We start from the raw sequence: 24,360 nt of genomic DNA, 5'->3' as shown, positions 1-24,360 counted from the left end.
GGTGGTGACGCGAGAGGAACGCAGCGTGTTTTTGCGATGCGAGAAGCGGCGCGACGCAGGAACCTGCTACGTGCGCGCTGCCAATGACGATTGATCTTAGTGGGCTCTATCCTCGATCAGATGCGGATCAAAACCTCAGGCCCAGCGCCCGCGCGCTTACTTGCCGTTGAAAAGCCCTGTCACCAGCGCCGGCGTCAACTCGTCGAAGTGGCGGATGATCACTGTCGGCTCCAGGCTTTCGATCGGCACGTCGGAATAGCCGAACGGCACGGCGATCGACGGGATCGCGGCGTTTCGGGCGACCAGAATATCGTTGAGGCTGTCACCGATCATCACCGAGTGCGCGGCACTGCCGCCGGCATTGGCGATCGTGCGCAGCAGGTGGTCGGCATTCGGCTTGCGGATTTCGAACGTGTCGCCACCGGAAACCGCCGCGAAGCGATCGATGAGGCCTAGGCGCTCGAGCAGCCGGTTTGCCAGCATCTCCGGCTTGTTGGTGCAGACTGCGAGCTTGAAGCCCGCCGCCGACAGCCGGTCGAGTGCGTTGAGCATGCCCGGGTAAGGCAGGGAATCACCCGGCATCGAGCCATGATAGAAGTCGACGAACTCCTTCATCTGCCAGGCCAACGCTTCTTCATCGAGCGGCTTGTTGCGAAGCGCAAAAGTCCGCTCTATCATCGCGCGGGCACCGTGGCCAACGAGATGGGTGAGGTCGCGGTAGGTGACCGGCTCGACGCCGGCCTGGGTCACCGCATGGTTGAGGCTCGCCACCAGATCCGGCGCCGTATCGACAAGGGTTCCGTCGAGATCAAAGACGACAATGGGGGAAGACAAGAGGTGAACCTCGCGTAGCCGGAAAGAGTTGTCGTTCGGGTAGGCGAAGTTGCAAGAGAATGCAATGGCAAGTGTGTGTGGGAAGGGACCAGGAATCCGGGCCGGGCCCCTGATTTTGGCTTTTGTTTGCAGCTTTGGGCGTGTAAGTGTCTCAGCGGAAAACGGATGGAGAAGGTGGGTAACCGCATCCACATCCGGTGGGTAAAAAGGGAGCGACTGGCGTATGGACGCCCGCCAAATGAAAATCAAAGCCGCGGCAGCGGCGCTCGAACATGTCGAAGACGGCATGCGTCTCGGCATTGGGACGGGATCGACTGCCGAGGAGTTCGTTCGGCTCCTGGCCGAGAAGGTCGCTGCGGGCTTCCGCATCGAAGGCGTTCCGACCTCCGAGCGTACTGCGCGGCTGTGCCTGGAGCTTGGCGTGCAGTTGAAGTCGCTGGACGAACTTCCGGAACTGGACCTGACGATCGATGGTGCCGACGAAGTCGATGGTCAGTTGCGACTGATTAAGGGCGGCGGCGGCGCATTGCTGCGCGAGAAGATCGTCGCGGCCGCTTCCAAGCGCATGATTGTCATCGCCGATGAATCGAAAGTCGTCGATGTTCTCGGCGCATTCAAGCTGCCGATCGAGGTCAATCCCTTCGGCCAGGTGGCAACGCGCATCGCCATCGAAAAGGTGGCCTCGCGTCTCGGTCTTTCCGGTGACATCTCCGTGCGCAACTCAGGCGACGGCCCCTTCAAGACGGACGGTGGACACCTCATTCTTGATGCATCTTTTGGCCGTATTCCTGATGCAGATGCGCTCGCGGGAGAGCTGAATGCCATTCCGGGCGTGGTCGAGCATGGACTTTTCATAGGCATCGCGTCGCTGGCAATTATTGCCGGACCGGAAGAGGCACGCATTCTGACCGCATCTTGAGCCGGTTCCCGTCGCTCCCTGGGGAGCAGGGGCCGGTGAAGAAAACAGGTTACCACACATGCGGGCCTGGCGGCGGCAATCGCCCCGGCAGCATGCGACAAACACAGGAGCATGGATAAAAATGAACAAACTCGCAGGTCTTGTCCGCACTTTCGCAGCCACCGCGGTTCTCCTTTCTGCATCCATTCCGGTTCAGGCTCAGGACGTGTCCGACGCCCAGATCAAGGCCGCGCGTGCGACCATCGCTGCACTCGGCGTGACCAACAACTTCGACAACATTCTGCCGAACCTCGCCGAGCGTCTGAAGAATACTCTGATCCAGGCTTCGCCGAACTTCCAGGAGCTGATCACCGCGACCGTCGACGAAAAGGCTTTGACCCTGGCAGCGCGTCGCGCCGATCTCGAAAACGAAGCCGCGACGATCTACGCCAAGACCTTTACGCTTGAAGAGCTGAACGCCATTACCGAGTTCTACAAGTCGACGGCCGGCAAGAAGCTTCTGAACGACGGCCCGATTGCTTCGCGCGAATTGTTGAAGGCGGCAGACATCTGGGCAGCCGGCGTGTCGCGCGACCTCAACACCGAAGCCACGAAGTCGCTCGACGCCAAGGTCGGCACTTCGGCTCCGCCACGTATTGAAGGCACCGTTGAGACACCGCCCGCCCAATAATCCGCGGTCGGTCGGAGAGAGCTCGGGTCAGCTGGGCTAAACATCACGTTTTGGGGAGCCCGGAGCAATCCGGGCTTTTCTTTTTCTGCAGTGCAACACTATATGTGCCTGCGACGGGGGACTGCCCCCCGAGCGGGGCGTGCCGCCGGCGAAAATGCCTGGTCCGCGGTCCCCTAATTGTCCTAATTGCAGCTTGCACGACCTTCAGGAGTTCGCCCATGCCCGCTTTCGACTATGACCTCTTCGTAATCGGTGGCGGTTCGGGTGGCGTCAGAAGCGGCCGGCTGGCGGCAAGTCTCGGCAAGAAGGTCGCGATCGCCGAAGAGTTCCGTTATGGCGGCACCTGTGTCATCCGTGGGTGCGTTCCGAAGAAGCTCTATGTCTACGCGTCGCAATATTCGGAACATTTCGAGGATGCGGCGGGTTTCGGCTGGACCGTCGGCGAAAGTCGCTTTGATTGGCAAAAGCTCGTCGCTGCCAAGGAGCAGGAGATCACGCGGCTCGAAGGCCTCTACCAGAAGGGGCTCGCCAATGCCGGCGCGGAGATCCTGCGTACACGGGCTGAGCTTGTCGGCCCGAATACGGTTCGCCTGCTCGACACTGGCAAGACCGTGACCGCCGAACGTATCGTCATTGCTGTCGGCGGCCACCCGACGCCGCATGACGCGCTGCCGGGCCATGAACTCTGCATTTCCTCCAATGAGGCTTTCGATCTGGCGGAACTGCCGAAGTCGATCCTGATTGCAGGCGGTGGCTATATCGCTGTCGAGTTCGCCAATATCTTTCATGGTCTCGGCGTCGAAACGACACTGATCTATCGCGGTAAGGAAATCCTCTCGCGTTTCGATCAGGATCTCCGCCGCGGCCTGCACACGGCGATGGAAGAGAAGGGCATCCGGATCCTTTGCGAAGACATCATCCAGTCGGTCACGACTGACGCCGACGGCAAGCGCGTGGCGCAGACGATGAAACACGGCCAAATCGCCGTCGATCAGGTGATGCTGGCGCTTGGCCGCGTGCCGAACACCAAGGGCCTCGGGCTCGAAAGCGCCGGGGTGAACACGGATGAGCGCGGCGCGATCGTCGTCGACGCCTTTTCGCGCACGAGCGCGCCCGGCATCTATGCCCTCGGCGACGTGACCGATCGCGTCCAGCTGACACCGGTCGCGATCCACGAGGCAATGTGCTTCATCGAGACCGAATACAAGAACAACCCGGTATCGCCCGACCACGACCTGATCGCCACGGCCGTCTTCTCCCAGCCGGAGATCGGCACCGTCGGCCTCAGCGAGGAGCAGGCTGCGCGTCAGTTCGAAGAACTGGAAGTCTATCGTGCCGAGTTCCGGCCGATGAAGGCGACGCTTTCCGGCCGGAAGGAAAAGATGATCATGAAGCTGATCGTCAACGCTGCCGACCGCAAAGTGCTGGGCGCCCACATCCTCGGGCACGATGCCGGCGAAATGGCGCAATTGCTCGGCATTTCGCTGAAGGCCGGTTGCACCAAGGACGACTTCGATCGGACGATGGCGGTGCATCCGACAGCATCGGAAGAGCTTGTGACGATGTATGCGCCGTCCTATCGCGTGCGTAAGGGCGAGCGGGTCGGCTGAGCAGGGCGGTTGCTTTGCTGACGCCGGAAACCATGAATTCTGGTAGGATGCCTTTCCAAGCCATCGCTTAACGTCTATAAGCCCGCATCCGCGAAGTCACCGGCTTCGAGCGGGCGCGAAGGCTTGGCCACGCGCTGAAGCGGGGCGCGCGGACGCAGTGAAATTTCCGAATACCGGGCGGTGTCGAAACCGTCAGGGCGCGACCCGCGCGGACCGACGTCCGCGGCAGACAACAGGTGATCGAAATGGCACAGACTTGGACTCCGAATAGCTGGCGGCAGAAACCCATCCAGCAGGTTCCGGATTATCCGGACCTTGCGGCTCTTGCGGCAACGGAAGCGAAACTCGCGAAGTATCCGCCGCTGGTGTTTGCCGGCGAGGCGCGGCGTCTGAAGACTGCTCTTGCCAATGTTGCCGAAGGCCGCGGCTTCCTGCTGCAGGGCGGCGATTGCGCCGAGAGCTTTGCCGAGCATGGGGCCGACACGATCCGCGACTTCTTCCGCGCGTTCCTGCAGATGGCCGTCGTTCTGACGTTCGGCGCTCAGCAGCCGGTGGTCAAGGTCGGTCGCATCGCTGGCCAGTTCGCCAAGCCGCGCTCCTCCAACATCGAGAAGCAGGGCGACGTCGAGCTGCCGAGCTACCGTGGCGACATCATCAACGGCATCGAGTTCACCGAAGCGGAACGCGTTCCGGATCCGGAACGGCAGATCATGGCCTACCGCCAGTCCGCCGCGACGCTCAACCTGTTGCGCGCTTTTGCGATGGGTGGCTATGCCAACCTCGACAACGTTCATCAGTGGATGCTCGGCTTCGTCAAGGATAGCCCGCAGGCAGAGCGCTACCGCAAGCTCGCCGACCGGATTTCCGAGACGATGGATTTCATGAAGGCGATCGGCATCACCTCTGAAAATCATCCGAGCCTGCGCGAAACCGATTTCTTCACCAGCCACGAGGCGCTGCTGCTCGGCTACGAGCAGGCGCTGACGCGTGTCGATTCCACCTCCGGCGACTGGTATGCGACTTCGGGCCACATGATCTGGATCGGCGACCGTACCCGCCAGCCGGACCACGCCCATATCGAATATTGCCGTGGCATCAAGAACCCGCTTGGCCTCAAGTGTGGCCCGTCGCTGACGGCTGACGGCCTTCTGGAACTGATCGATCTGCTCAACCCGGCCAACGAAGCCGGCCGCCTGACGCTGATTTGCCGCTTCGGCCATGACAAGGTTGCCGAGCACCTGCCGCGCCTCATCCGCGCGGTTGAACGCGAAGGCAAGAAGGTCGTCTGGTCCTGCGATCCGATGCACGGCAACACGATCACGCTCAACAACTATAAGACCCGCCCGTTCGAGCGGATCCTGTCGGAAGTCGAAAGCTTCTTCCAGATCCACCGTGCGGAAGGCTCGCACCCGGGCGGCATTCATATCGAGATGACCGGCAACGACGTTACCGAATGCACCGGCGGCGCCCGTGCGCTTTCGGGTGACGATCTCGCCGATCGCTACCACACCCATTGCGATCCTCGCCTCAATGCGGACCAGGCGCTGGAATTGGCGTTCCTGCTCGCCGAGCGCATGAAGGGCGGCCGCGACGAGAAGAAGCTGGTCGTCAACGGCTGATACTGAGGCATTGCCGCACGGTTCAGATTTTCTGAACCTCGAGCGGTCGCTATGAAATTGACAATGCCGGGCCGGCTCGCGAAGCTGGCCCGGCATTTCTCGTTTCAGGAGGTCGGGGACCATGTCGGATATTCACAGCGGCAGCTGCCTTTGCGCGGCAGTGCGGTTCAAGACGCGGGGCGAACTGCGCGAGTTGATCTTTTGCCATTGCACGCAATGCCGCAAGCAGACGGGCCTCTATTACGCCGCGACCAATGTGCTGGATCGCGACATGGAACTTGAGGGGGCGGAGGACGTGACCTGGTATCGTTCGAGCGATGGCGCGCAGCGTGGTTTTTGCCGCAACTGCGGCTCGGCTCTGTTCTGGAAATCCGATAGCGCCGAATACGTCTCGATCATGGCCGGCGCCTTTGAGAAGCCGACGGATCTCCTACCCGGCTATCACATATTCTGTGCCGACAAGGGCGATTTCTACGACATTAACGACGATCTGCCGAAGTTTGAAGCGGGCCGGTCGTAGGACCGTTCAAGCCACTTCCGGCCGCCAGGCGATGACGCGATCCGTGCGCGCGAACCTCCGGCGACGCCGGGCCGCACTTAGTGAAGGAAATGACCTATTTCGCCAACCGGACTGCACCGTCCGTGGCTCGCTCATAGGCATTGGCCAGGGCCGCGAGCTTTATAGCCTGCCAGCGACAATACTCGTCGACCAGTCCGGCGCTCATCCAAAAGCGTCCACGGGAGCCGTCGTTCGATCGGCCGATGAAACCTGTGTCCTGCGCTTTGGTGAACAGTCTGCGCACGTGCGTGTTGGAGATGGTGTAGTGGTTGGCAAGCTCGGCGAGATTGAGTTCCAGCCAGACCTTTCCGTCCACGGGCGTCAGGCTTTTCGGACGCGCCATGAGGTCATCGAGCAGCAAGCCCCCGCATTCGGTCCAAACGAAGATGGCAACGCCTTCGGGGGGCTCGCTCCAATTCTTGTCGGACAGGAGCATTCGCGCCGCGATCGGCTGCGTGCGTCCAAGGACAGAGGTGTCGGCCTCGACATGTTCCAGACGTCTGCCGCCATCGAGGCGGTCGAGCGTGCCCATTTGGCTCATGAACCAACGCATCATGGCGCTCTCGCTGACTTCCGTCGGCTCAAGTGGGCGAACCTTCTTGTTCGTCCGCTCACCTCTGACATCGCGCAGCAGCTTGTAGGCGAGCAGCTCGGACAGGAATGCGGCTGCCGTGTTCCTGCTTGCGCCGCCGGTCTCGCGCATGAACTTCAACAACCGCGCGGCAGTCACTCCCGAATCGGGGTGAGACGGGTCGCGCTCAAGATGAAGCGCGTAAGCGGCCTGGGTCAGCGTCCATTTCTGGTGGGAGGCGACGAGACGAGCCACACGTGGAAAAATATCATAGACCGCCATCAGATCGCGAGCGCTGATCTGCAGCGTCTCGCGCAGGAGCGGGTTGCGCAGCAATCCGTCCGCCGTGAAGGCGAGCGGTTTCTCCGGTGCAGCATCCCCCTGTTTTGCAACCAACTGCATCTGTCGCGCACGTCTCCCGACGATCTCTCGCATACGCCTCGGGTTCCGATCCCTCGCCACGTGTGCTTCGATACTACTCAACCCATCTGCATGTAGCAGCTCTACCTTGCCCATAACGTGCGAACCCGTCATTTTGTTCGAAAGCATCGGCAATCGATTTTCCGTTGCCAGTCCCTTTGTGCTGTCGCGAGGCTGTTACTGCACCAGTACCGGTGGCTGACATTTGACGCCGGTGACGCGGACATCGGCTTCTCCCACGCGTACCCCCACTAGGAGCAGCAGATTGTAGAGCAGATCGTCCACCGGTTTCGTGACCGCGGCCAAGGTCTGGGCAAGCGCCTGTTGCAGGATAGTCGGGCTGCCGAGCGTCAGGAACAACACCTGAATGTTCAGGTCCAGATTGTTGAGCAGGGTCTTCGTCGTCGACGACAGGATGTCCTTGGTCGAAACGCTCTTGATCGAGCGTGCGGCCACTTCGGCGGGGCTGAAGGTGAGGCGGGACGCTTGAAGGTTCTGCGCCTCGACGTGAGCGATGGCGTCGATCTTGACCGCCAGCGCATCGACGATGCGGGCGCGCTCGACCCGAGCGTCGAAGGAGAAACTCGAAAGCACCTTCGGATTGACGTCACCGACGGCGATCTCAGCGACGCCCGGCACCGCGTCGACGACGACTGCCGCGTTCTCCGGCTTGCCGCCGTAGCAACGGATGTCGGCAAGTTTGGCTTCTGCGTGGGCAAGCTCGACATAGATCGGCAACCGAATGCGCATACCGGCAAGGGCCGCAAGCCCGTCTATGCCCTGCGGCATCCCTGACGAAGCGCTGGCCGGCTGCGACGCCCGGATCGGGGACATACCGTCCACGCGTGACCGTTGCCACGCCGTCGACCTTTCCGTCCCGACGTCGCCGGGCGGCAGAACCTTGCCATCGACGGTCAACAGGCCGGAGGGCGTCGCAACAGCGAAATTGACATGGTTGTTGGAGAAGTACTTGAGAACAGCCTGCTCGGCGGAGGAGACGTTCGATGCGGCGGCGATGGCAGCAAGATCGACGGTCGACTGCATTTCCTGCTTCTGGACCGTGAGGTAACCGTAGTCGATGCCAAGTCCCATGGAGGCGATCACGAGCGGCATGACGAGAGCGGCGGATATGCCGACGTTGCCACCTCTTGATCGGGCGAGGTGTGCTATTCCCGGCGCTTTCAAACCCATATCAGATACCTCCCAAACGGATCGTAGCGAAGCGCTCGATATTTTCGCTCGGCATGGCGAAAGTGAACATGTTGAAGATCGGGAGATCGCCGGCGTCGTACTTGATCCTCACGGTAAACTGGTTGGCGTTACCAGCATCGTCCTTGACGGTGACCGTCATACGGGACGGCTTGATGAAGGCTTGGTCCATGGTCGTGCGCTGGATGTAGTCCGTGGCAAGGCGTTCTCGCTCGCCTTCGGAAAGTCCGGCAATGGCGGTGCGCGCTGCGTCGGCGGCTATCTGCTGAATGGAGTGGGCCGCGCTGAGGTAGATGCCGTAGGCGATCAACGTCAACACACATAGAAAGAATAGAGGGGCGATGATTGCAAATTCAATTGCGGCAGCGCCATCGCGGCTGCCGAACAGGCGCGTTATTTTGGACATATCAGCAACTCCGACCGAACCGTGACTGCTTTTTCTCTGTCCCTGCGCCTTGACGGTGCTCCCCAAGTGTTAATTTTTCGATACGCTAATAGGTTGTTTCAATAGTCAGAAATAGCCTATTATTTGTGATTGAATTAGGAATCTTGCAGATTCTTGCGCGCTTTAGTGGCTTGTCCGGTGTCTATTCATTGTCGGGTATGTGCCGATACTGGGAAAGCTGGCGGTTAAGATTGGCGATGTCGGTCCTCAGCTCGGCGATCTCGCGCAGTAGCACATCGTCCACCTTGTGGTGCAGGGCGATCAACTCGACTTCCGACTTCAGATTGACCTCATAGTCCTTTGCCGCAGCGAAGCGATCGCGCTCGGCCTGCCGGTTCTGGGACATCATGATGACCGGCGCCTGCAGCGCCGCCAGCATCGAAAGCAGCAGGTTGAGGAAGATGAAGGGGTAGGGATCGAAGGCCCCGGTCACCAGCAAGACGGTGTTGATGATCACCCAGACGACGAGAAAGCCGCAAAAGCTGAGAATGAACCCCCAGGAGCCGCCAATCCTGGCAATGGCGTCGGCGAGCCGGTCGCCGACGGACAGCTCGGCGCTGAACGCGGCATTGGTGTCGGTTGCAACGGTGCGTCGTTCCTTGGCGCGGGTCAGGATGCGGCGCTCGATTTCGCCGAGCTCGGCCATCGGTTTGCCGAAGATGTGCTGCGAGAGTTCGTTCAAATGCGGCATGGCTATCTCCGGAAATGGATCGGACGATATCGAAAGCGTTTCGCGCAAAAGTGTGCGGCGGATTTGCGATAACGACACGGGCAAAAAACAAGAGCCTAAAGCGCAGTGAGCGAATCGGAAAGATCGCGACGCGCTTAAGCGCACCACTTCGACGAGGAAATCAACGGGATAGATGAGAAAGTGCACAGAGCCGGGCGGTTTACCGTCCGGCTCTGTTCAGAGGCCAGTGATGTCGCACGAACGTGTGCGGGTGTGGTTTAGAAGCCTGCGGCGTAGAGATCCGCGTGCGACTTGAAGAAGCGGTCGGTCGAGTAGCGCTTGCCGAACATCATGTCGTGCTGGAGGAAGCGATAGTCGCGCAGCAGGGCCGGGACCTTCGGCTGACGAGACCATTCGGCGACATCCTTGCCGTTCTTGCGGATCAGCATGTAGCGGTCGACGACGCGGTACTGGTCGTGCACCTTGCCGAGGAAGCCGGTATAGTAGGGATGCTCGTAGCCGGACTGCTTGAGGATCTGGTAGGAAAGGAAGGCCGGGCTGATCGTGCCGACATTCTTCTTCGGACCCGTCTTGTTCGACCAGACGACGAGCGGAGTTTCGTGCTGCGCCTTCATCTGGTCCTTCGAGCCCTTGCGCTCCGCGGTCACGCCCTTCATGAAACCGGTGTTGGTGTAGACCGTGTTCAACGGCGGCAGGTGGTCGCCGAAGAGCACGATGATGGTTTCGCGGTCACGTTGCTTGGCCCAGTCCATCAGCTTCTTCAGGCTCTCGTCGGCTTCCTTGACGCCCTGGGCGTAGGTTTCAAGCACCTGGCGATCGCTCTCCGGCAGGTTGCCTTCGACCTTGATGGTATTCTTGGCATAGCGGTTCGGCTCATAGGGGCCATGGCCCTGCAGCGTTACCGCGAAGAAGAAGAAGGGGTCATCCATGGCGTCCGCCTGGCGGATGATCTCCTTGGTCAGGGATTCGTCCGAGGCGAAAATGCCGCGCTTCTGCATCGGCGGCATATTCTCCTCCGACTTGAAGGTGTCGAAGCCGAAGGCCTTGTAGACGGCGGTGCGGTTCCAGAACCAGCTCTGGAACGGATGGATGGCACGCGAAACGTAACCCTCGCCACGGAAGAAGGTGGCAAGCGAGGGGATCGGATTGCGGATGTACTGTTGGTACGGAATGCTGCCATAGGGCAGGAAGGCATTCGAAAAGCCGGTCAGCGCTTCGAATTCGACATTGGCCGTCATGCCGCCGAACTCTGGCGAGAACACGTTGCCAGATTGCATTTCGCGGATCGTCGGCATCGGGTCGGGCGAAAGCTTGACGTTCGGCAGACGGGTCGGATCCCAGAAGGATTCGCTCATCAGCACGATGACGTCGGGCTTGCTGCGGTGGGAGGTGCCGGCCGGCAGCGGCTTGACCGGGATGCGATCGATCGCATCGGCCATGTAGCCGGCGGGCGCGTTGACGTTGGCCATCGGCAGATTGATCGCAAACGCCAGCGCAAAGCCGTTGTGACGATAGTTTTCGGTCTGGTCCCACATGATCGGGATGACCTTCAGGCGATCACGGATCCAGGAGAACTGGTTGTAATCCATGATGTGCCAGAAGGCGAAGAGCAGCGGCAGCGCAAAAGCTGCGCGAGCGATGCGCTCGCGGCGTGTCAGCTTGGGGAAGTTGCGCCAGGCGTAACGCAGCAACAGGCCGATGGTTGTAACGGCTGCGATGAGGCCGACAACGATGCCGACGGCCGTCCACGGACGATCCTTGACAAGCACAGGCATCAATTCGAGGATCTGGCGGCCAAAGAGGAAGTCGGTCGGATAGAGCGGGTCGGAGAGAAAGACCTGCTTCTGCTGGCAGATGATGGCCGGTATGATCGCCAGCGGCGCGAGCACCACGGCGGACTTGTGTTCGCGGCCGAAAACGCCATCGATGGCGAGAAGGATCAGGAAGAATGCACCGATGGTGGTCCATGCGGGGCGCGTCGGATCGAGGAAGTAGGCGACCGTGTCGGCCATGGACTGGCGCACGATCAACTCGACTGCAAAAACGAGGGCTGCCGCGATCGACAGCGAGAACAATGCACTGCGTGCGGAGGTCAGCGTCTTGGCGTGCCGCGCGGCAAATCCGGGTCTACCAGCGTAGACTCGTGATCTCCTCGCTACGGCTGAATCGATATTGGCCAACGTCTTCTCCAATTTCATCAATGTGTCGTGTAGCTGTCATACGACTGTCATTTTGAACAGGGGATGAATGACTTGTTCAGGGTGTTTGGAAACAGGTTTTCGTGACGTGAGGACGCGCGAGCCGGCGCCGATAACAAACCGGAAACGCAGAATTTTTTGGAATTTTTCGCTTCGCGGCGATTGGCTGTGGGCATTTTCGCGCGGATTGCGCTAAAGATCGGGGCGAAAGTCAGACGCATTCGTTCGAGAACAGACCGACAGGCCCGCTCATGACCGCTCACAAAGCCGCTCCCACCCTGCTTCGTATCGCAATCGCCCAGCTCAATCCGACCGTCGGCGATATCGCCGGAAACCTGGCGAAAGCGCGTGAGGCGCGCGCCGATGCGGCGCGCCAGGGCGCCGACCTCCTGCTGCTCACCGAGCTCTTCATTTCCGGCTATCCGCCGGAGGATCTGGTTCTCAAGCCTGCTTTTCTCAAGGCCTGTTTACAGGCGGTGGAAAAGTTGGCCGAGGAGACCGCCGACGGCGGCCCGGGCGTCATTATCGGCTTCCCGCGCCTGGCCAAGACCGGGCGCCACAATGCCGTCGCCGTGCTCGATGGCGGCAAGATCATTGCGGTACGCGACAAGGTCGATCTGCCGAATTACGGCGAGTTCGACGAGAAGCGGGTGTTCGACCAGGGCGAGATGCCAGGGCCGGTCAATTTCCGCGGCATTCGCATTGGTATCCCGATCTGCGAGGACATCTGGGGCGATCTTGGTGTGTGCGAGACACTGGCGGAAAGCGGCGCCGAAATCCTGCTGTCACCGAACGGCTCGCCCTATCATCGCGGCAAGGTGGACGTGCGCCATCAGGTCGTGCTCAAGCAGGTGATAGAGACCGGCCTGCCGATGATCTATGCCAACCAGCTCGGCGGTCAGGATGAACTGGTGTTCGACGGCGCGAGCTTCGCCTTCAACACGGACAAGTCGCTCGCCTTCCAGATGAGCCAGTTCGAGGAGGCGCTGTCGATCGTCGAATGGAAAAAGGGCGACAATGGCTGGCACTGTGCCGGCGGCCTGCAATCGCGCCTGCCGGAGCGGGAGGAGGCAGACTATCGCGCCTGCATGCTCGGCTTCCGCGACTACGTCAACAAGAACGGTTTCAAGAACGTCGTGCTCGGCCTGTCCGGCGGCATCGACTCGGCGATCTGCGCAGCACTTGCCGTTGATGCGCTCGGCGAGGAACGGGTACGCACGATCATGCTGCCTTACCGCTACACCTCGAAGGACTCGCTGAAGGACGCCAAGGATTGCGCCGAAGCGCTCGGCTGCCGCTACGATATCGTGCCGATCGAAGAGCCGGTCGAAGGATTTCTCGGCGCGCTGGCCGATATGTTCGAGGGCACGGAATCGGGCATCACCGAGGAAAACCTGCAGAGCCGCACGCGCGGCACGATCCTGATGGCCGTCTCCAACAAGTTCGGCTCGATGGTGGTCACCACCGGCAACAAGTCGGAAATGTCGGTCGGCTACGCCACGCTCTATGGCGATATGAACGGCGGCTTCAATCCGATCAAGGACCTCTACAAGATGGAGGTCTATGGCATCTCGCGCTGGCGCAACACCACCGTGCCGCCGGGCGCGCTCGGTCCATCCGGCGTGGTCATCCCGCAAAACATCATCGACAAGGCGCCGTCGGCCGAGCTTCGCCCCAACCAGACGGACCAGGATTCACTGCCGCCCTATCCGGTGCTCGATGACATTCTGGAGTGCCTCGTCGAAAAGGAGATGAGCACGGAGGAGATCGTTGCTCGTGGTCATGACGAGACAACGGTACACCGCATCGAACATCTGCTCTATATCGCCGAATACAAGCGCCGACAGTCGGCGCCCGGCGTGAAGATCACCAAGAAGAATTTTGGCCGCGATCGGCGCTATCCAATCACCAACCGGTTCCGCGATCGGGGATAGACGGTGAGCGCATCCCCGAAGGGCGGGACGGCAAGGAAAGCCAGCCGGAGTTCACCGAGGAGGAAATCCGGCTGATCCGGCTGTGGTCGCTGAGCGACGTTTCTGCCGGTGGGCAGCTTTCGGCGCAGATCGCCTGTTTCGCGACGCCGGCCGTGTTCGGTGTCTATGGTCTTGCGACCGGTAGTCTCGTCACCGTCGGCGTCGCCTTCGTCTGCATTCTTCTGCTGCTGGCCTGGGGCTTGGTCTCGACCTGGCAAGACCAGCGCAGCGTCATCTTGATGCGGTCGATCTGCGCCAAAGTCTTGGCGGTGCTGCCACGGGGCGAAGAAAGCAAATAGCTGCGGTTGCGGCAGGAGAAGCGTATGCGCAGTTCCATCGAAACCTATGACATCGTTACCGCCGAGACTCGCGTCGTCTGGCAGACGGAGCGGCTGGTCGAGGCGCCGAATTGGTCTCCGGACGGGCGATATCTCATCATCAATGGCGACGGCCGGCTTTACCGGCTGGCCTTCGACGGCTCGGAGCCGGTCGAGATCGAAACCGGCTTTGCCCATCTCTGCAACAATGACCACGGCATTTCGCCTGATGGCAGCACGATTGCGATCAGCGACAAGACCGAGTTCGGCAAGTCGGCGATCTACCTGCTGCCGGCTTCTGGCGGCACTCCGCGGCTTGTCACCCCCAACCTCCCGTCCTACTGGCACGGCTGGTCGCCGGATGGCGGCGCACTGACCTATTGCGGTATTCGTGATCAGGTCTTCGATATCTATACGATCTCGGTCGAAGGCGGCGAAGAGCGGCGACTGACGCAGGGCGAAGGCCGCAACGACGGGCCGGACTGGTCGCCGGATGGAGCGTGGATCTACTTCAACTCCAGCCGCACTGGCCGCATGCAGATCTGGCGCGTTCGTCCCGACGGCACCGACGTTGAGCGCGTGACCGACAGCCCCTATGGCGACTGGTTCCCGCATCCGTCGCCCGACGGAAGACACCTTCTGGTTCTCTCCTATGACGGCGATGTCTTCGATCATCCGCGGGACCTGAACGTCCGTCTGCGATTGATGGAGATGGATGGCAGCAACGCGCGCGAGCTGTTCGAGCTCTTCGGCGGGCAGGGCACGATGAATGTTCCCAACTGGTCGCCCAAGGGGGATCGCTTTGCTTTCGTTCGCTACGAACCGGAAAGCTGAGAAGCCTACAGCGCCGCGCGTCTTATCAGACGCGCAAAGGTCGCTGTAGCACTTTGAATTGCTGCATGTTTTATCCTTAAATCGGATAGGATTTAAGGAAACATGCAGTGGACAAGAATATCGGCTGCGTGCTAGCGATCGTGTCGTTCGCAGGGCGCACCCGATCCGCGGGAAGGGCCAGACCCACCTGTTTCACTGGACTTGGTTGCCACACCTCTTTTCAGTCTGTGGGCGCGGATACCGGACGTGAATGAAAGGAGGTCTTTCATGATCACGCGCGATCTTTCCGCGAACGCTACCCTCTATTCCATCCGCAAGCAGGCCAAGGCTTTTCACAAAGCCCTGAAGGCTGGCGATGCCGCGGCACGCCAGCGGGCGCTGTCCTATTTCTCCGAGCCGGCCACAATCGGCCTGCAGGATGCCCAACTGGTCATCGCCCGGGAGTTCGGCTTCTCCAGCTGGACCCGATTGAAAACGCATCTCGAACGCGCTCAGGGCGGCAAGCCCGCCACCGAACAGCTTGCCAATCGCTTCCTCGCATTGGCGACCGTGTCCTATTTCGGCGACATCGCTGCGGACCCGGAGCGATATGCCCAGGCGAAAGCCTTGCTCGACGAGCATCCAGAAATTGCCCGTGAAAGCATCCATGTAGCAGCCGCTCTTGGCGATGGCGACGCCATCGACCGTTGGCTCGACACGGATCCGAAACTCTCCGGCAAGCGTGGTGGGCCTTACGATTGGGAGCCTCTGCTCTACGCGGCCTATGCCCGCGTTCCCGGCAGATCTTCCCTTGCAGCGGCTGAACGGCTCATTGCGTGTGGCGCCGATGCCAATGCCTTCTGGATGGACGACGGGCAATATCGTTTTACCGCGCTGACGGGCGTCTTCGGCCAGGGCGAGGCGGGCAAAGAGCGTCAGCCAGAACATCCGGATTGCGTCGCCTTTGCCGAACTCCTGCTTAAGGCCGGCGCTACGGCCAATGATAGCCAGGCGCTCTATAACCGCATGTTCGAGCCCGATAACACCTGCATCGGTCTTTTGTTGCGGTATGGGCTAAGCGCAAAGGACAGGAACAACTGGCTTGTCCGCGAAGACGGTCAGTTGATCGAGAACAGCGAAAGGGTCTTCGACTATCAACTTGCCTGGGCGCTGGAAAAGAAGATGACGGACCGTGTGCGGCTGCTGGTCGAGCATGGGGCCGACGTAAACCGCGTCGTGAAAGGTCGCACGCCCTACCAATGGGCCGAGCTCGGCGGTGATCCGACCCTTGCCGGCTATCTGGTGGCCCATGGCGCCACGGTCGCGGAACTCACCGATGTCGATCGCCTCGCGCGGGCGATCGGTGAGGGAAATGCGACGGCGGCAAAGGCGCTGGCAGCCGGGGATGCGGCGCTTGTTTCGCGCACGCAGGCGGCCCATCCGGCGATCCTGCATGAGGCTGCGGGTGAAGCCCAGCCGGCCCAGGTGGCGCTGATGCTGTCGCTCGGCTTCGACGTCAACCGCATGACGTCGCGCACACCGCTGCACGAGGCGGCATTGCACGGGCATATCGAGATGGCGAAGCTGCTGATCGCGCATGGTGCCAACACCATGGCGCGCGACCCGTATCATCACGCACCGCCGATCGGCTGGGCCGAATACAACGGCAAGGCCGATATGGTGCGCTTCCTCGAGACACAGCCGCTCGACCTGTTTGCGGCCGCTGCCTTCGACAAGGGAGAGCGGGTGCTCGAGATCGTCAATGAAAAGCCGGAGTTGCTCGACATCCCCTTCGGTCAGTTCCGTGGGCGTGGGCGGCCAAACCCGCAGAGCGACTGGATGACGCCGCTCGCTATCGCTGTCGTCAACAGGAGGCCATCCGTGGTGAAGCTGTTGCTCGAAAAAGGCGCGAACGCCAACCTGCGTGATGGTACTGGTACGAGGTCGATCCGCGACCTGGCGCGCGACGAAGGCGACGACGAAATCGTCTCCTTGTTGCGTCCGGCTGTGCAGTCCAACTAACAGTCGCACGACTGGTGATTGTCGGCTTTACTAGGCGGTTGAAGTCTTTAAGGCTTTCAAATACCAGCTTGCTTAAACTAAATTTCTGCTTTGATCTTTAGGGTGGCGTCTGACCGGTGCCACCCCTCGCCTTTGACGGCTGGTCCGGTGAGGGGGCGCTGGCGTGATCGAGCAAAAGTTTCGGCAACCGAAGCGCAACAGGGCGGTGTGGGCGATCCATGCGGCCTGTACCCTGGTCGCGATCCTGACGATCGCCAGCCTCATCTTCGTTCTCAACCGCTCCGTCGTCGAGGCCGATCGCTTCGGTCTTTCGGCGGAACGCCGGCTGGTGGCAAACGAATTGCGGCACCAGATGGAAGCCGCCGTCCAGTTTCAGGCCCAGGTTTCCTTCTGGAATGCGACCTATGCGGAACTTGCGGCCGGACGGCTGAGCGATACCTTTGTGGCCCCGGAATTGGCGGGTTGGCTGTGGGAGGACTACGGCTTTTCCTGGCTGATCGTCAGCGATGCCGACGGGCATGTCTCGACCGCGGTGAAGGATGGGCTGGTCGTGCCGGCGGAGGCGGCCGATGCCCCGCTTCACGACGTCGAAGATCTGCTCGACGAAGCCCGACGCCGCTACGACAACGCGTTGAGAAACAACAACGGCACCTATACGCTCGATATCCCCCAGCCTGATCGGCAATCGGTCACGCCGATCGTGCCCGGCATTCATGCCGTGGATATGCGCCAGATCGAGGGCCAGATGAGCATAGCCGTCGTTCAGGCCGTCATCCCGGAAACGCTGCAGCTGCCGGCCGAACGCCGCAAGCCGGTGTTCATGGTTTCGGTTCGCCCGCTGACGGCGCGGTCGCTGCGCGAAATCGAGGCAAAGCTTGGCGTAACCGGCCTCGCTTTCGTGCCATTGTCACAGCGGCCGGCCGACGGCGTGCACGTCTCCGCCGGTCGCTGCGCTGATGTCTCATGCCTTGTCGTCGCCTGGACGCCCAAATCGCCCGGCGGCTTCGTCCGCGCGGAAATCCTGCCGAGCGTCATCGTCATCGCGATCGCGGCTACCCCGCTGATGGCGTTTGTGGCCCTCAGGTTCTCCTCCGTCTTTTCCGCCCTGCAGCAGAGCGAGGCGCGAAACCGCCACATGGCGAAACACGATCGTCTCACCGGGCTGCTCAATCGCAGCGGCTTCGACGAAGTGCTCGCTGCGGCCCTGCTCGACGTCAAAAAACGTCCATTCGCGCTGATCTTTGCCGATCTCGACGAGTTCAAGGCCGTCAACGATGAGCACGGCCATGCGGCGGGTGACGCAGTCTTGGTGACGATGGCCGAACGTTACCGCCTGCGGGTTGGTGCGCGCGGAACTGTTGCCCGCCTTGGCGGCGATGAATTTGCCGTCATCCTGCGGTCAACCGGCAAGGATGCGTCCGAACTTGCCACCGGTCTCGTCAACGATGCGCAGACGCCAATCGAGTTCGAGGGGCAGGTGCTGCGTATCGGCGGTAGCATTGGTGTGGCCTTTGCGCCGAGGCATGGCCGTACTGCTCGGTCGTTGCTGGCTGTAGCCGACGAGGCGCTCTATCTGGCCAAGCGACGGGGACGCAACCGCGTCCAGACGGCCGACGACCTTTCGACGGAAAACAACGATGCGCCGGACGATGAGGCTGACAGGCGCCATACCGGCTGAGCTGTCAGGCCGACGCCGTTCCATCGGCATGGTCATCGTCTGAACGGCTGAAGCGCCCGCCAAGCGGAGCGGTCACCCACAACAGCCGGGCATCGTTGTCGCTGGTCGATATGCAGGCGTGGCCAAGGCGCGCATCGAAGTAGACGGCGTCGCCGGATTTCAGCACGGCTGGCGCGTAGTGTTCGGTGTAGAGCGTGATATCGCCTTCGAGAACATACATGAAGTCCTCGTCGTCATGCCGGTCCCAATCCGGGAACTGGTCGAGCGATCGTGCTCTGACCAGAACCTCCACCGCCATGAAGGCGGTGTTGCGGACCTCTTCCATCAACAGCCGCAGACCATAGTTCGGCGTTTCGTGGCGGGTACCATCGTCCTGTCGGGTGATGCTGCGCCGACCGGCAGGCGGGCTTGCCTCGCCGGAGGCGAGAAAACTCAGGAGGTCGAGCGAGAATCCAGCTGCCAACTTCTGCATGGCGTGGAACGTCGGTGACATCTCGTTGCGCTCAATCTTCGACAGGGCCGAACGCGACAGGCCGATATGCTGGCTCGCCTCTTCTAGTGTCCAGTCGCGCGCGATTCTGAGCTCCTTGACCCTTGCACCGAGTTCGGCCGGACGCTCCTCAGTCGTGCGCAATCTCTGTTCGGCGGGGCGGCGGGTGATGGTCAGCTTCGGCATGGCGTCTCCTCGCGCAACAGATAGAGGCAAAATCGACGATTCTCAATTCTGTTGACGAAATCCACTATAGTAGATAATTCCCAATTGTTGAAGTTAACGGGAGGATGGACTGTGATCAACATTGCCGAAAGCAGATATGGAGTAGACGAGCTGCTCGTTGCCGATGCGGAGGCCGACGAGCGGCGATGGCTGCCATTTGGCGACAGTGCCTTTTCCTTGCCCTTGCTGTTTGACGTGCGCGGCGGGAGCTGGGTCAGCCTCTTCAAGGCGAAGGGAGCCGGCACGATCGAGCGGCATCGCCATTCCAATCCGGTTACCGGTTGGACGCTCGAGGGCACTTGGGGGTATCGTGAGCGCGACTGGATAGCACGACGCGGCACCTTCATCTTCGAGCCGGCGGGAGACATTCATACGCTCTACGTGCATCCGGAGGCCGGGCATATGAAGGCGCTGTTCCATGTGTTCGGCCCCCTGGTCTATCTCGACGAGGACGGCAACGCCGAAGGGTATGACGATGTGCTCGTCAGGCTCGATCGGTATGCGGCACACTGTAAGTCCGTCGGGCTCGGCGACGAATTCGTCCGTACGCTCATCCGATAGGGGGAAGTGATCATGCATGCATTGGTGTTCGACTCGTTCGGTGGGCCCGAGGTGCTGAGCTACCGCGAGGTTGCCGACCCGGCCGTGCCGCCCGGCCACATCCAGCTCGCCATGCGGGCGATCGGGCTGAACTTCGCCGATATCTACCGGCGCAAGGGCAATTATGTGCTCGCCGGCAAGGCACCCTTTATTGCCGGCTATGAAGGGGCCGGTGAGGTCATCGCGGTCGGTGAAGGCGTTGAAGGCATCGCCCTCGGCGACAGGATAGGGTTTGCCGACGTGCCGTTTGCCAATGCAACGCGGGTGACCGTGCCTTTGGAGCGGGCGATTCCGCTTCCTGTTGATATCGGCTTCGAGGCGGCGGCAGCGCTCCTGCTGCAGGGGCTGACGGCGCAGTATCTGGTTGAGGACAGCTATAGCGTCCGGGCCGGTGACACGGTTCTTGTCCAGGCGGCAGGCGGTGGCGTTGGGCAATTGCTGATCCGGCTCGCCATCGCGCGGGGCGCAAGCGTCATCGCCATGGCCTCGACGCTGGAAAAGCAGGCCCTTGCCAAGGCCGCCGGTGCTGCCCATGCGCTCGGATATGACGAGGGCTGGCCGGACAAGGTGCGCACCTTGAGCGCCGGTGGGGTCAATGTCGCCTATGATTCGGTCGGCATAACCTTGCTCGACAGTCTCTCGGCGGTGCGCTCGCGCGGCACGCTGGTGACATTCGGCATGGCGGGTGGGCCGGCGCCGCTGGTCGATCCGCGCTATCTCATGGAAAATTCGAAAACCGTCGTTGGCGGCGATCTCTGGGATTTTCTGACAGACCGGCAGCAACGGCTAAGCCGGGCAGAGCGTCTGTTCCAGGCCCTGCGCGCTGGTATCATCGAACGTCCGCGCATCGAGACCTTCGCACTGTCGGACGGTGCGGCAGCCCATGCGCGGCTCGAAGACCGCAGCTTTTCCGGAAAGATCGTGCTTTTGCCGGAGTGAGAGACCGGCCCCGTGTCGTCGCGGGGCCCGCCTTTCAAATGATGGGCACGTTGTAGGGTGTAATCACCTCGACGGCCGACAGTCGGCTTCCGCCCAGCTTTTGCCCGGCGCCGCTCCGTCGTGCGAGAATAGCGCGAAAAGTCATGCGGGCGTCGCTGCGCAAGTCATGATGCAGGACGAAATGGATCCGGCGTTGGCGCAGCAGCGCCAGATTGTCCTGGTCGAGGTCATGAGCGATGAACAGGCTGCAGTCGCGGCCGAGGCGCTCGAAGGCGGCCAGCACGGCGCGGTTGCCGCCGCCGATCGAATAGGCGGCATTGATGTCGGCGTCTGTCGCAAGCGCTCTTGCTGCAAGAACACCGGTTTCGGCGTCCTTGCCGTAGCCTTCGCTGATCTCGACGATGCGGATCGCCGGATAGTGCTCGCGGAGCACCCGGCGAAAGCCGATTTCGCGTTCCTCCTCGCCACGAAAACGGCTGCTCGAAATCGTCACGAGCACGGTTGCTGCCTGCCCGGCGAACCGTTCGCCCACGAGATAGGCCGCCGTCTCGCCGGCCGCGCGGTTGTCGGCCCCGGCATAGGCGGTGCGCGCCGAGTTCGGCAGATCGGTGACAAGCGCGACGACCGCAATTCCCGCCTGTTCGAGGCGGGCGACGGCGCCAACGATTTCGGGCACATCAGGTGCCTTCAACACGACGCCGTCGGTCCCACGCAGGCGGACGCGGTCGAGCAGCTGCGCGATGTCGTGCGGCCGCATGATCTCGGCAAAATGGAACCGGCAGCGAAACGTGGTCGGCATGAAGGTCGGCGCCTCGGTTTCGAACGCCTGCCTGACCGCCTCGGTGAAGCGCTCCGGCGCCTCCATCACGATATCGATCGCGCGCTTCTGGCCTTGCATCTCCGATCCCGATTGCTGCTTCTCCAGCTCGCGGATGGCGGCTCGCACGCGGGCTGCCGTCTGCCGGCGCACGCCGGGACGTTCATTCAGGACGCGGTCGACGGTCGCGGTGCTGAGTCCCGCCTGAAAGGCGATATCCTTGACCAGAAACGGATGTGCCAACGACGAACTCTCCTGATGGTTTTTTGATGGATTCCTGCTCTATATCACGATCTCACGCCGCCTATAGTCGGGACATCGAAAGTTTCTGAGGAGGAACGAGATGAAGACCGACAACAGGGCGCGCCAGCGCCTCGACCGTGTGTGGCTGAGCGAGGATGCCTGCGACATCGAGGCGTTCCGTGCGGAGGTGGAGCGGCAGACGAACCTTGCTGATTATCCACACGCGCTCGCCTGCGAGAAAAATGTGCTGATCTATGACAGCGCCAGCCTGGTTGCCGCCTGCGCCACGACCGAGGGGCGCCGCGCTGCCCTGGCCGAAATCTGCGAGGTGCTGGCAACCGGGCCCGGGGTGGCGGTGTTCAAGCACGCCTATGCCGACACATCAGTCATCGATGCGGCCAGCGGCATCTTTGACGCCATCATCGACGAGCAACACCGCACCAACAGTGGCGGCGGCGACCACTTTGCCAAGCCCGGCGCTAACGACAGGATCTGGAATTCGCTCGAAAAACACTGCCTGAAAAGCCCTGAGAACTTTGCCGCCTATTACGCCAACGCCATCATCGCGCTCGTCAGCGAAGCCTGGCTTGGTCCGAACTACCAGCTGACGGCGCAGGTCAATCGCGTCAATCCCGGCGGCGCGTCGCAGGCGGCCCATCGCGACTATCATCTGGGATTCCAGACCTCTGATGTCATCGAGCAGTATCCTGTTCATGTGCACAGGCTGTCGCCGGTGCTGACGTTGCAAGGTGCCGTTGCCCATTGCGACATGCCGATCGAGAGCGGTCCAACGCTTTTCCTTCCCTATAGCCAGACCTACGTGCCCGGCTATCTCGCGTTGAAACGTCCGGAGTTCCGGGCCTATTTCGACCAGCATCACGTGCAGCTGCCGTTGGAAAAGGGCGATGTCGTCTTCTTCAACCCGGCTCTCTTCCATGCGGCCGGCAGCAATCATTCGACTGATATCAAGCGCGTCGCCAACCTGCTCCAGGTCTCCTCGGCCTTCGGGAGGGCGATGGAGACCGTCGATCGCGCCAGGATGAGTGCAGCCCTCTACCCGGCGCTGACCGCACTCGTGGCATCCGGCACGCTTTCGGCCGATGAGGCGGCCAATGCGATTGCGTCCTGTGCCGAGGGCTATTCCTTCCCGACCAATCTCGATCGCGATCCGCCGCTGGGCGGTCTCGCGCCGAAGACCCAGGCGCAACTGATGCATGAGGCGCTGGCAGGCAGGTGGAGCGATGCGGATTTCAGAAGCGCGCTTGGCGAGCAGGCACAGCGCAAGCTGAGCTGAACGGCAGAATCGATCTTTCCGGTCCCCGGCGTTCTGCGGCGGGGGCCGGTCGCCCTGTTTTCATCTCACTTTCAATTCTGGGAGGACTTTCATGACCGAGCAATATGGCCGTCTCGACGGCAAGATCGCCATCGTCACCGGCGGGACGCAGGGGCTGGGCGCAACGATCGCCAACCTGTTTGCGGAACGTGGGGCTAAAGGTGTCGTCATCTGTGGACGCAACGTTGCCAAGGGCGAAGCGAAGGCCGAGCAGATCCGCAAGGCAACCGGCGCGCAGGTACTTTATGTCGAGGCAGACCTCGAAAAGGTCGAGGACGCGCGCAAGGTCGTCAGCGCCTGCGACGCCACATTCGGGCGCGTCGATGCGCTGGTCAATGCGGCGGCGATCACCGATCGCGGCACCATCCTGGACACCAGCCCCGAACTGTTCGACCGGATGTTCGCTGTCAATGTGCGCGCACCGTTCTTCCTGATGCAGGAAGCGGTAAAGCTGATGCGGCGGGAGGGCACGCAGGGCACCATCGTCAATATTGGCTCGATGTCGGCGATGGCCGGTCAGCCGTTTATCGCCGCCTATTGCTCGTCGAAGGGGGCGCTGGAGACGCTGACCAAGAACACCTCCTATGCGCTGCTGCGCAACCGCATTCGCGTCAATGGCCTCAATATCGGCTGGATGGCGTCCGAAGGGGAAGACCGCATCCAGCGCGAATTTCATGGGGCGGCAGACGACTGGCTCGAAAAGGCGGCCGCCAGCCAACCCTTCGGTCGGCTTGTCGACCCCAAGGAAGTCGCGCGTGCCTGCGCCTATCTCTCGTCGGATGAGTCCGGCCTGATGACGGGGTCGGTCATCTGCTTCGACCAGTCGGTGTGGGGCGGCTATGACGGCTCGCCGCATCCGGTCGCGCCGCTCTGACATCTGACGCTGTCGCGAGGCCCTGTGGAGTGACCGGCAAGCGACGCCGGACTTGCTTGTCATTCCCTGTGGGCTGTGCCCTTATGACGCCGTCAGGTGCCCGCAACGCGGGAGAATCGGGAATCCGGTGTTATTCCGGAACGTGCCCAACGCTGTGACGGGGACGACTGCCTCTAGGGATTTTGAGCTTGCTCAAGATCTTGCCACTGGATCTTCATGTGATCTGGGAAGGTGAGGCGGCCGGTTGATCCGAAGTCAGAAGACCGGCCTGGCAAGATAGACCGATATCCG

22 protein-coding genes and 1 riboswitch are annotated in these 24,360 nt (G+C 61.5%); of the genes, 14 read left to right on the top strand and 8 right to left on the bottom strand.

Annotation, left to right across the window (positions count from 1 at the left end):
- Positions 1 to 156: 156 nt before the first annotated feature.
- Positions 157 to 834 carry an HAD family hydrolase gene (locus ASD00_RS21040; RefSeq protein WP_025427241.1) on the bottom strand — a complete coding sequence of 226 codons (678 nt, stop codon included), beginning with the start codon at positions 832 to 834 and terminating at the stop codon, positions 157 to 159.
- A 223-nt stretch (positions 835 to 1,057) separates the two neighbouring features.
- Here ASD00_RS21040 and rpiA point away from each other — a divergent pair, with 223 nt between their 5' ends.
- The 5 genes from rpiA to ASD00_RS21015 all read left to right on the top strand — a co-directional run bounded on the left by rpiA (position 1,058) and on the right by ASD00_RS21015 (position 6,172).
- Positions 1,058 to 1,753: a ribose-5-phosphate isomerase RpiA gene (gene rpiA, locus ASD00_RS21035; protein ID WP_025427240.1), complete on the top strand. Its 696-nt coding sequence runs from the start codon at positions 1,058 to 1,060 to the stop codon at positions 1,751 to 1,753.
- A gap of 121 nt (positions 1,754 to 1,874) precedes the next feature.
- Entirely contained in the window at positions 1,875 to 2,423 is a 549-nt protein-coding gene (locus ASD00_RS21030; protein WP_025427239.1) for a DUF2059 domain-containing protein, read from the top strand.
- Between the two features lie 218 nt (positions 2,424 to 2,641).
- A complete protein-coding gene (gor, locus tag ASD00_RS21025) occupies positions 2,642 to 4,033 on the top strand; it encodes a glutathione-disulfide reductase (protein WP_025427238.1) in 1,392 nt (463 codons plus the stop codon).
- Positions 4,034 to 4,278: 245 nt separating this feature from the next.
- Complete coding sequence (locus tag ASD00_RS21020; protein WP_025427237.1) at positions 4,279 to 5,652, top strand: 3-deoxy-7-phosphoheptulonate synthase class II; 1,374 nt, start codon at positions 4,279 to 4,281, stop codon at positions 5,650 to 5,652.
- Positions 5,653 to 5,773: 121 nt separating this feature from the next.
- Entirely contained in the window at positions 5,774 to 6,172 is a 399-nt protein-coding gene (locus ASD00_RS21015; RefSeq protein WP_025427236.1) for a GFA family protein, read from the top strand.
- Between the two features lie 94 nt (positions 6,173 to 6,266).
- On the opposite strand, the gene ASD00_RS21010 is transcribed toward ASD00_RS21015, so the two are convergent.
- The 5 genes from ASD00_RS21010 to ASD00_RS20990 all read right to left on the bottom strand — a co-directional run bounded on the left by ASD00_RS21010 (position 6,267) and on the right by ASD00_RS20990 (position 11,727).
- Positions 6,267 to 7,217, bottom strand: a complete 951-nt coding sequence (locus ASD00_RS21010; RefSeq protein WP_038576148.1) for a hypothetical protein — start codon at positions 7,215 to 7,217, stop codon at positions 6,267 to 6,269.
- 162 nt (positions 7,218 to 7,379) lie between these two features.
- A complete protein-coding gene (locus ASD00_RS21005; protein ID WP_057208699.1) occupies positions 7,380 to 8,393 on the bottom strand; it encodes a pilus assembly protein TadG-related protein in 1,014 nt (337 codons plus the stop codon).
- A 1-nt stretch (position 8,394) separates the two neighbouring features.
- Positions 8,395 to 8,817, bottom strand: coding sequence for a TadE/TadG family type IV pilus assembly protein (locus ASD00_RS21000; protein WP_025427233.1), 423 nt, complete (start codon positions 8,815 to 8,817; stop codon positions 8,395 to 8,397).
- A 181-nt stretch (positions 8,818 to 8,998) separates the two neighbouring features.
- Positions 8,999 to 9,547: a DUF1003 domain-containing protein gene (locus ASD00_RS20995; protein WP_025427232.1), complete on the bottom strand. Its 549-nt coding sequence runs from the start codon at positions 9,545 to 9,547 to the stop codon at positions 8,999 to 9,001.
- A gap of 257 nt (positions 9,548 to 9,804) precedes the next feature.
- Positions 9,805 to 11,727, bottom strand: coding sequence for an LTA synthase family protein (locus ASD00_RS20990; RefSeq protein ID WP_025427231.1), 1,923 nt, complete (start codon positions 11,725 to 11,727; stop codon positions 9,805 to 9,807).
- A 269-nt stretch (positions 11,728 to 11,996) separates the two neighbouring features.
- Here ASD00_RS20990 and ASD00_RS20985 point away from each other — a divergent pair, with 269 nt between their 5' ends.
- The 5 genes from ASD00_RS20985 to ASD00_RS20965 all read left to right on the top strand — a co-directional run bounded on the left by ASD00_RS20985 (position 11,997) and on the right by ASD00_RS20965 (position 18,548).
- Positions 11,997 to 13,679: an NAD+ synthase gene (locus ASD00_RS20985; RefSeq protein ID WP_025427230.1), complete on the top strand. Its 1,683-nt coding sequence runs from the start codon at positions 11,997 to 11,999 to the stop codon at positions 13,677 to 13,679.
- 152 nt (positions 13,680 to 13,831) lie between these two features.
- On the top strand, positions 13,832 to 14,017 hold the full coding sequence (locus tag ASD00_RS20980) for a hypothetical protein (protein WP_025427229.1): 186 nt from the start codon (positions 13,832 to 13,834) through the stop codon (positions 14,015 to 14,017).
- Positions 14,018 to 14,041: 24 nt separating this feature from the next.
- On the top strand, positions 14,042 to 14,869 hold the full coding sequence (locus ASD00_RS20975) for a TolB family protein (protein ID WP_025427228.1): 828 nt from the start codon (positions 14,042 to 14,044) through the stop codon (positions 14,867 to 14,869).
- A gap of 267 nt (positions 14,870 to 15,136) precedes the next feature.
- Positions 15,137 to 16,870, top strand: a complete 1,734-nt coding sequence (locus tag ASD00_RS20970) for an ankyrin repeat domain-containing protein (protein ID WP_025427227.1) — start codon at positions 15,137 to 15,139, stop codon at positions 16,868 to 16,870.
- A gap of 163 nt (positions 16,871 to 17,033) precedes the next feature.
- A complete protein-coding gene (locus ASD00_RS20965; RefSeq protein ID WP_057208697.1) occupies positions 17,034 to 18,548 on the top strand; it encodes a diguanylate cyclase in 1,515 nt (504 codons plus the stop codon).
- 4 nt (positions 18,549 to 18,552) lie between these two features.
- On the opposite strand, the gene ASD00_RS20960 is transcribed toward ASD00_RS20965, so the two are convergent.
- Complete coding sequence (locus ASD00_RS20960; protein WP_025427225.1) at positions 18,553 to 19,224, bottom strand: XRE family transcriptional regulator; 672 nt, start codon at positions 19,222 to 19,224, stop codon at positions 18,553 to 18,555.
- Positions 19,225 to 19,335: 111 nt separating this feature from the next.
- Between ASD00_RS20960 and ASD00_RS20955 the strand changes: the two genes are divergently transcribed.
- On the top strand, positions 19,336 to 19,824 hold the full coding sequence (locus ASD00_RS20955) for a 2,4'-dihydroxyacetophenone dioxygenase family protein (RefSeq protein ID WP_025427224.1): 489 nt from the start codon (positions 19,336 to 19,338) through the stop codon (positions 19,822 to 19,824).
- 12 nt (positions 19,825 to 19,836) lie between these two features.
- The gene (locus ASD00_RS20950) at positions 19,837 to 20,802 is read left to right on the top strand and encodes a quinone oxidoreductase (RefSeq protein WP_025427223.1); all 966 of its coding nucleotides are present in this window, start codon (positions 19,837 to 19,839) and stop codon (positions 20,800 to 20,802) included.
- Positions 20,803 to 20,836: 34 nt separating this feature from the next.
- Here ASD00_RS20950 and ASD00_RS20945 read toward each other — a convergent pair whose 3' ends face one another.
- On the bottom strand, positions 20,837 to 21,862 hold the full coding sequence (locus ASD00_RS20945) for a LacI family DNA-binding transcriptional regulator (RefSeq protein WP_025427222.1): 1,026 nt from the start codon (positions 21,860 to 21,862) through the stop codon (positions 20,837 to 20,839).
- Positions 21,863 to 21,962: 100 nt separating this feature from the next.
- Here ASD00_RS20945 and ASD00_RS20940 point away from each other — a divergent pair, with 100 nt between their 5' ends.
- On the top strand, positions 21,963 to 23,156 hold the full coding sequence (locus ASD00_RS20940; RefSeq protein ID WP_057208695.1) for a phytanoyl-CoA dioxygenase family protein: 1,194 nt from the start codon (positions 21,963 to 21,965) through the stop codon (positions 23,154 to 23,156).
- A gap of 91 nt (positions 23,157 to 23,247) precedes the next feature.
- Positions 23,248 to 24,069, top strand: a complete 822-nt coding sequence (locus ASD00_RS20935) for an SDR family oxidoreductase (protein ID WP_025427220.1) — start codon at positions 23,248 to 23,250, stop codon at positions 24,067 to 24,069.
- Between the two features lie 77 nt (positions 24,070 to 24,146).
- A riboswitch (cobalamin riboswitch) is annotated at positions 24,147 to 24,356 on the top strand.
- Positions 24,357 to 24,360 lie beyond the last annotated feature (4 nt).

Source organism: Ensifer sp. Root31 (assembly GCF_001424825.1).
GTDB classification, from domain to species: domain Bacteria; phylum Pseudomonadota; class Alphaproteobacteria; order Rhizobiales; family Rhizobiaceae; genus Ensifer; species Ensifer canadensis.
The sequence above is the reverse complement of the archived record's forward strand: the minus strand, read 5'-3'. Positions and strand labels throughout refer to the sequence as shown.

Bases quoted from the DNA above. Each gene is read 5' to 3' on its own strand.
- ASD00_RS20970 (WP_025427227.1), top strand. From the start codon at position 15,137: ATGATCACGCGCGATCTTTCCGCGAACGCTACCCTCTATTCCATCCGC.
- ASD00_RS21020 (WP_025427237.1), top strand. From the start codon at position 4,279: ATGGCACAGACTTGGACTCCGAATAGCTGGCGGCAGAAACCCATCCAG.
- gor (WP_025427238.1), top strand. From the start codon at position 2,642: ATGCCCGCTTTCGACTATGACCTCTTCGTAATCGGTGGCGGTTCGGGT.
- ASD00_RS21015 (WP_025427236.1), top strand. From the start codon at position 5,774: ATGTCGGATATTCACAGCGGCAGCTGCCTTTGCGCGGCAGTGCGGTTC.
- ASD00_RS21005 (WP_057208699.1), bottom strand. From the start codon at position 8,393: ATGGGTTTGAAAGCGCCGGGAATAGCACACCTCGCCCGATCAAGAGGT.
- rpiA (WP_025427240.1), top strand. From the start codon at position 1,058: ATGGACGCCCGCCAAATGAAAATCAAAGCCGCGGCAGCGGCGCTCGAA.
- ASD00_RS20940 (WP_057208695.1), top strand. From the start codon at position 21,963: ATGAAGACCGACAACAGGGCGCGCCAGCGCCTCGACCGTGTGTGGCTG.
- ASD00_RS20975 (WP_025427228.1), top strand. From the start codon at position 14,042: ATGCGCAGTTCCATCGAAACCTATGACATCGTTACCGCCGAGACTCGC.
- ASD00_RS21000 (WP_025427233.1), bottom strand. From the start codon at position 8,817: ATGTCCAAAATAACGCGCCTGTTCGGCAGCCGCGATGGCGCTGCCGCA.
- ASD00_RS21030 (WP_025427239.1), top strand. From the start codon at position 1,875: ATGAACAAACTCGCAGGTCTTGTCCGCACTTTCGCAGCCACCGCGGTT.
- ASD00_RS20960 (WP_025427225.1), bottom strand. From the start codon at position 19,224: ATGCCGAAGCTGACCATCACCCGCCGCCCCGCCGAACAGAGATTGCGC.
- ASD00_RS20995 (WP_025427232.1), bottom strand. From the start codon at position 9,547: ATGCCGCATTTGAACGAACTCTCGCAGCACATCTTCGGCAAACCGATG.
- ASD00_RS20935 (WP_025427220.1), top strand. From the start codon at position 23,248: ATGACCGAGCAATATGGCCGTCTCGACGGCAAGATCGCCATCGTCACC.
- ASD00_RS20950 (WP_025427223.1), top strand. From the start codon at position 19,837: ATGCATGCATTGGTGTTCGACTCGTTCGGTGGGCCCGAGGTGCTGAGC.
- ASD00_RS21010 (WP_038576148.1), bottom strand. From the start codon at position 7,217: ATGCGAGAGATCGTCGGGAGACGTGCGCGACAGATGCAGTTGGTTGCA.
- ASD00_RS20985 (WP_025427230.1), top strand. From the start codon at position 11,997: ATGACCGCTCACAAAGCCGCTCCCACCCTGCTTCGTATCGCAATCGCC.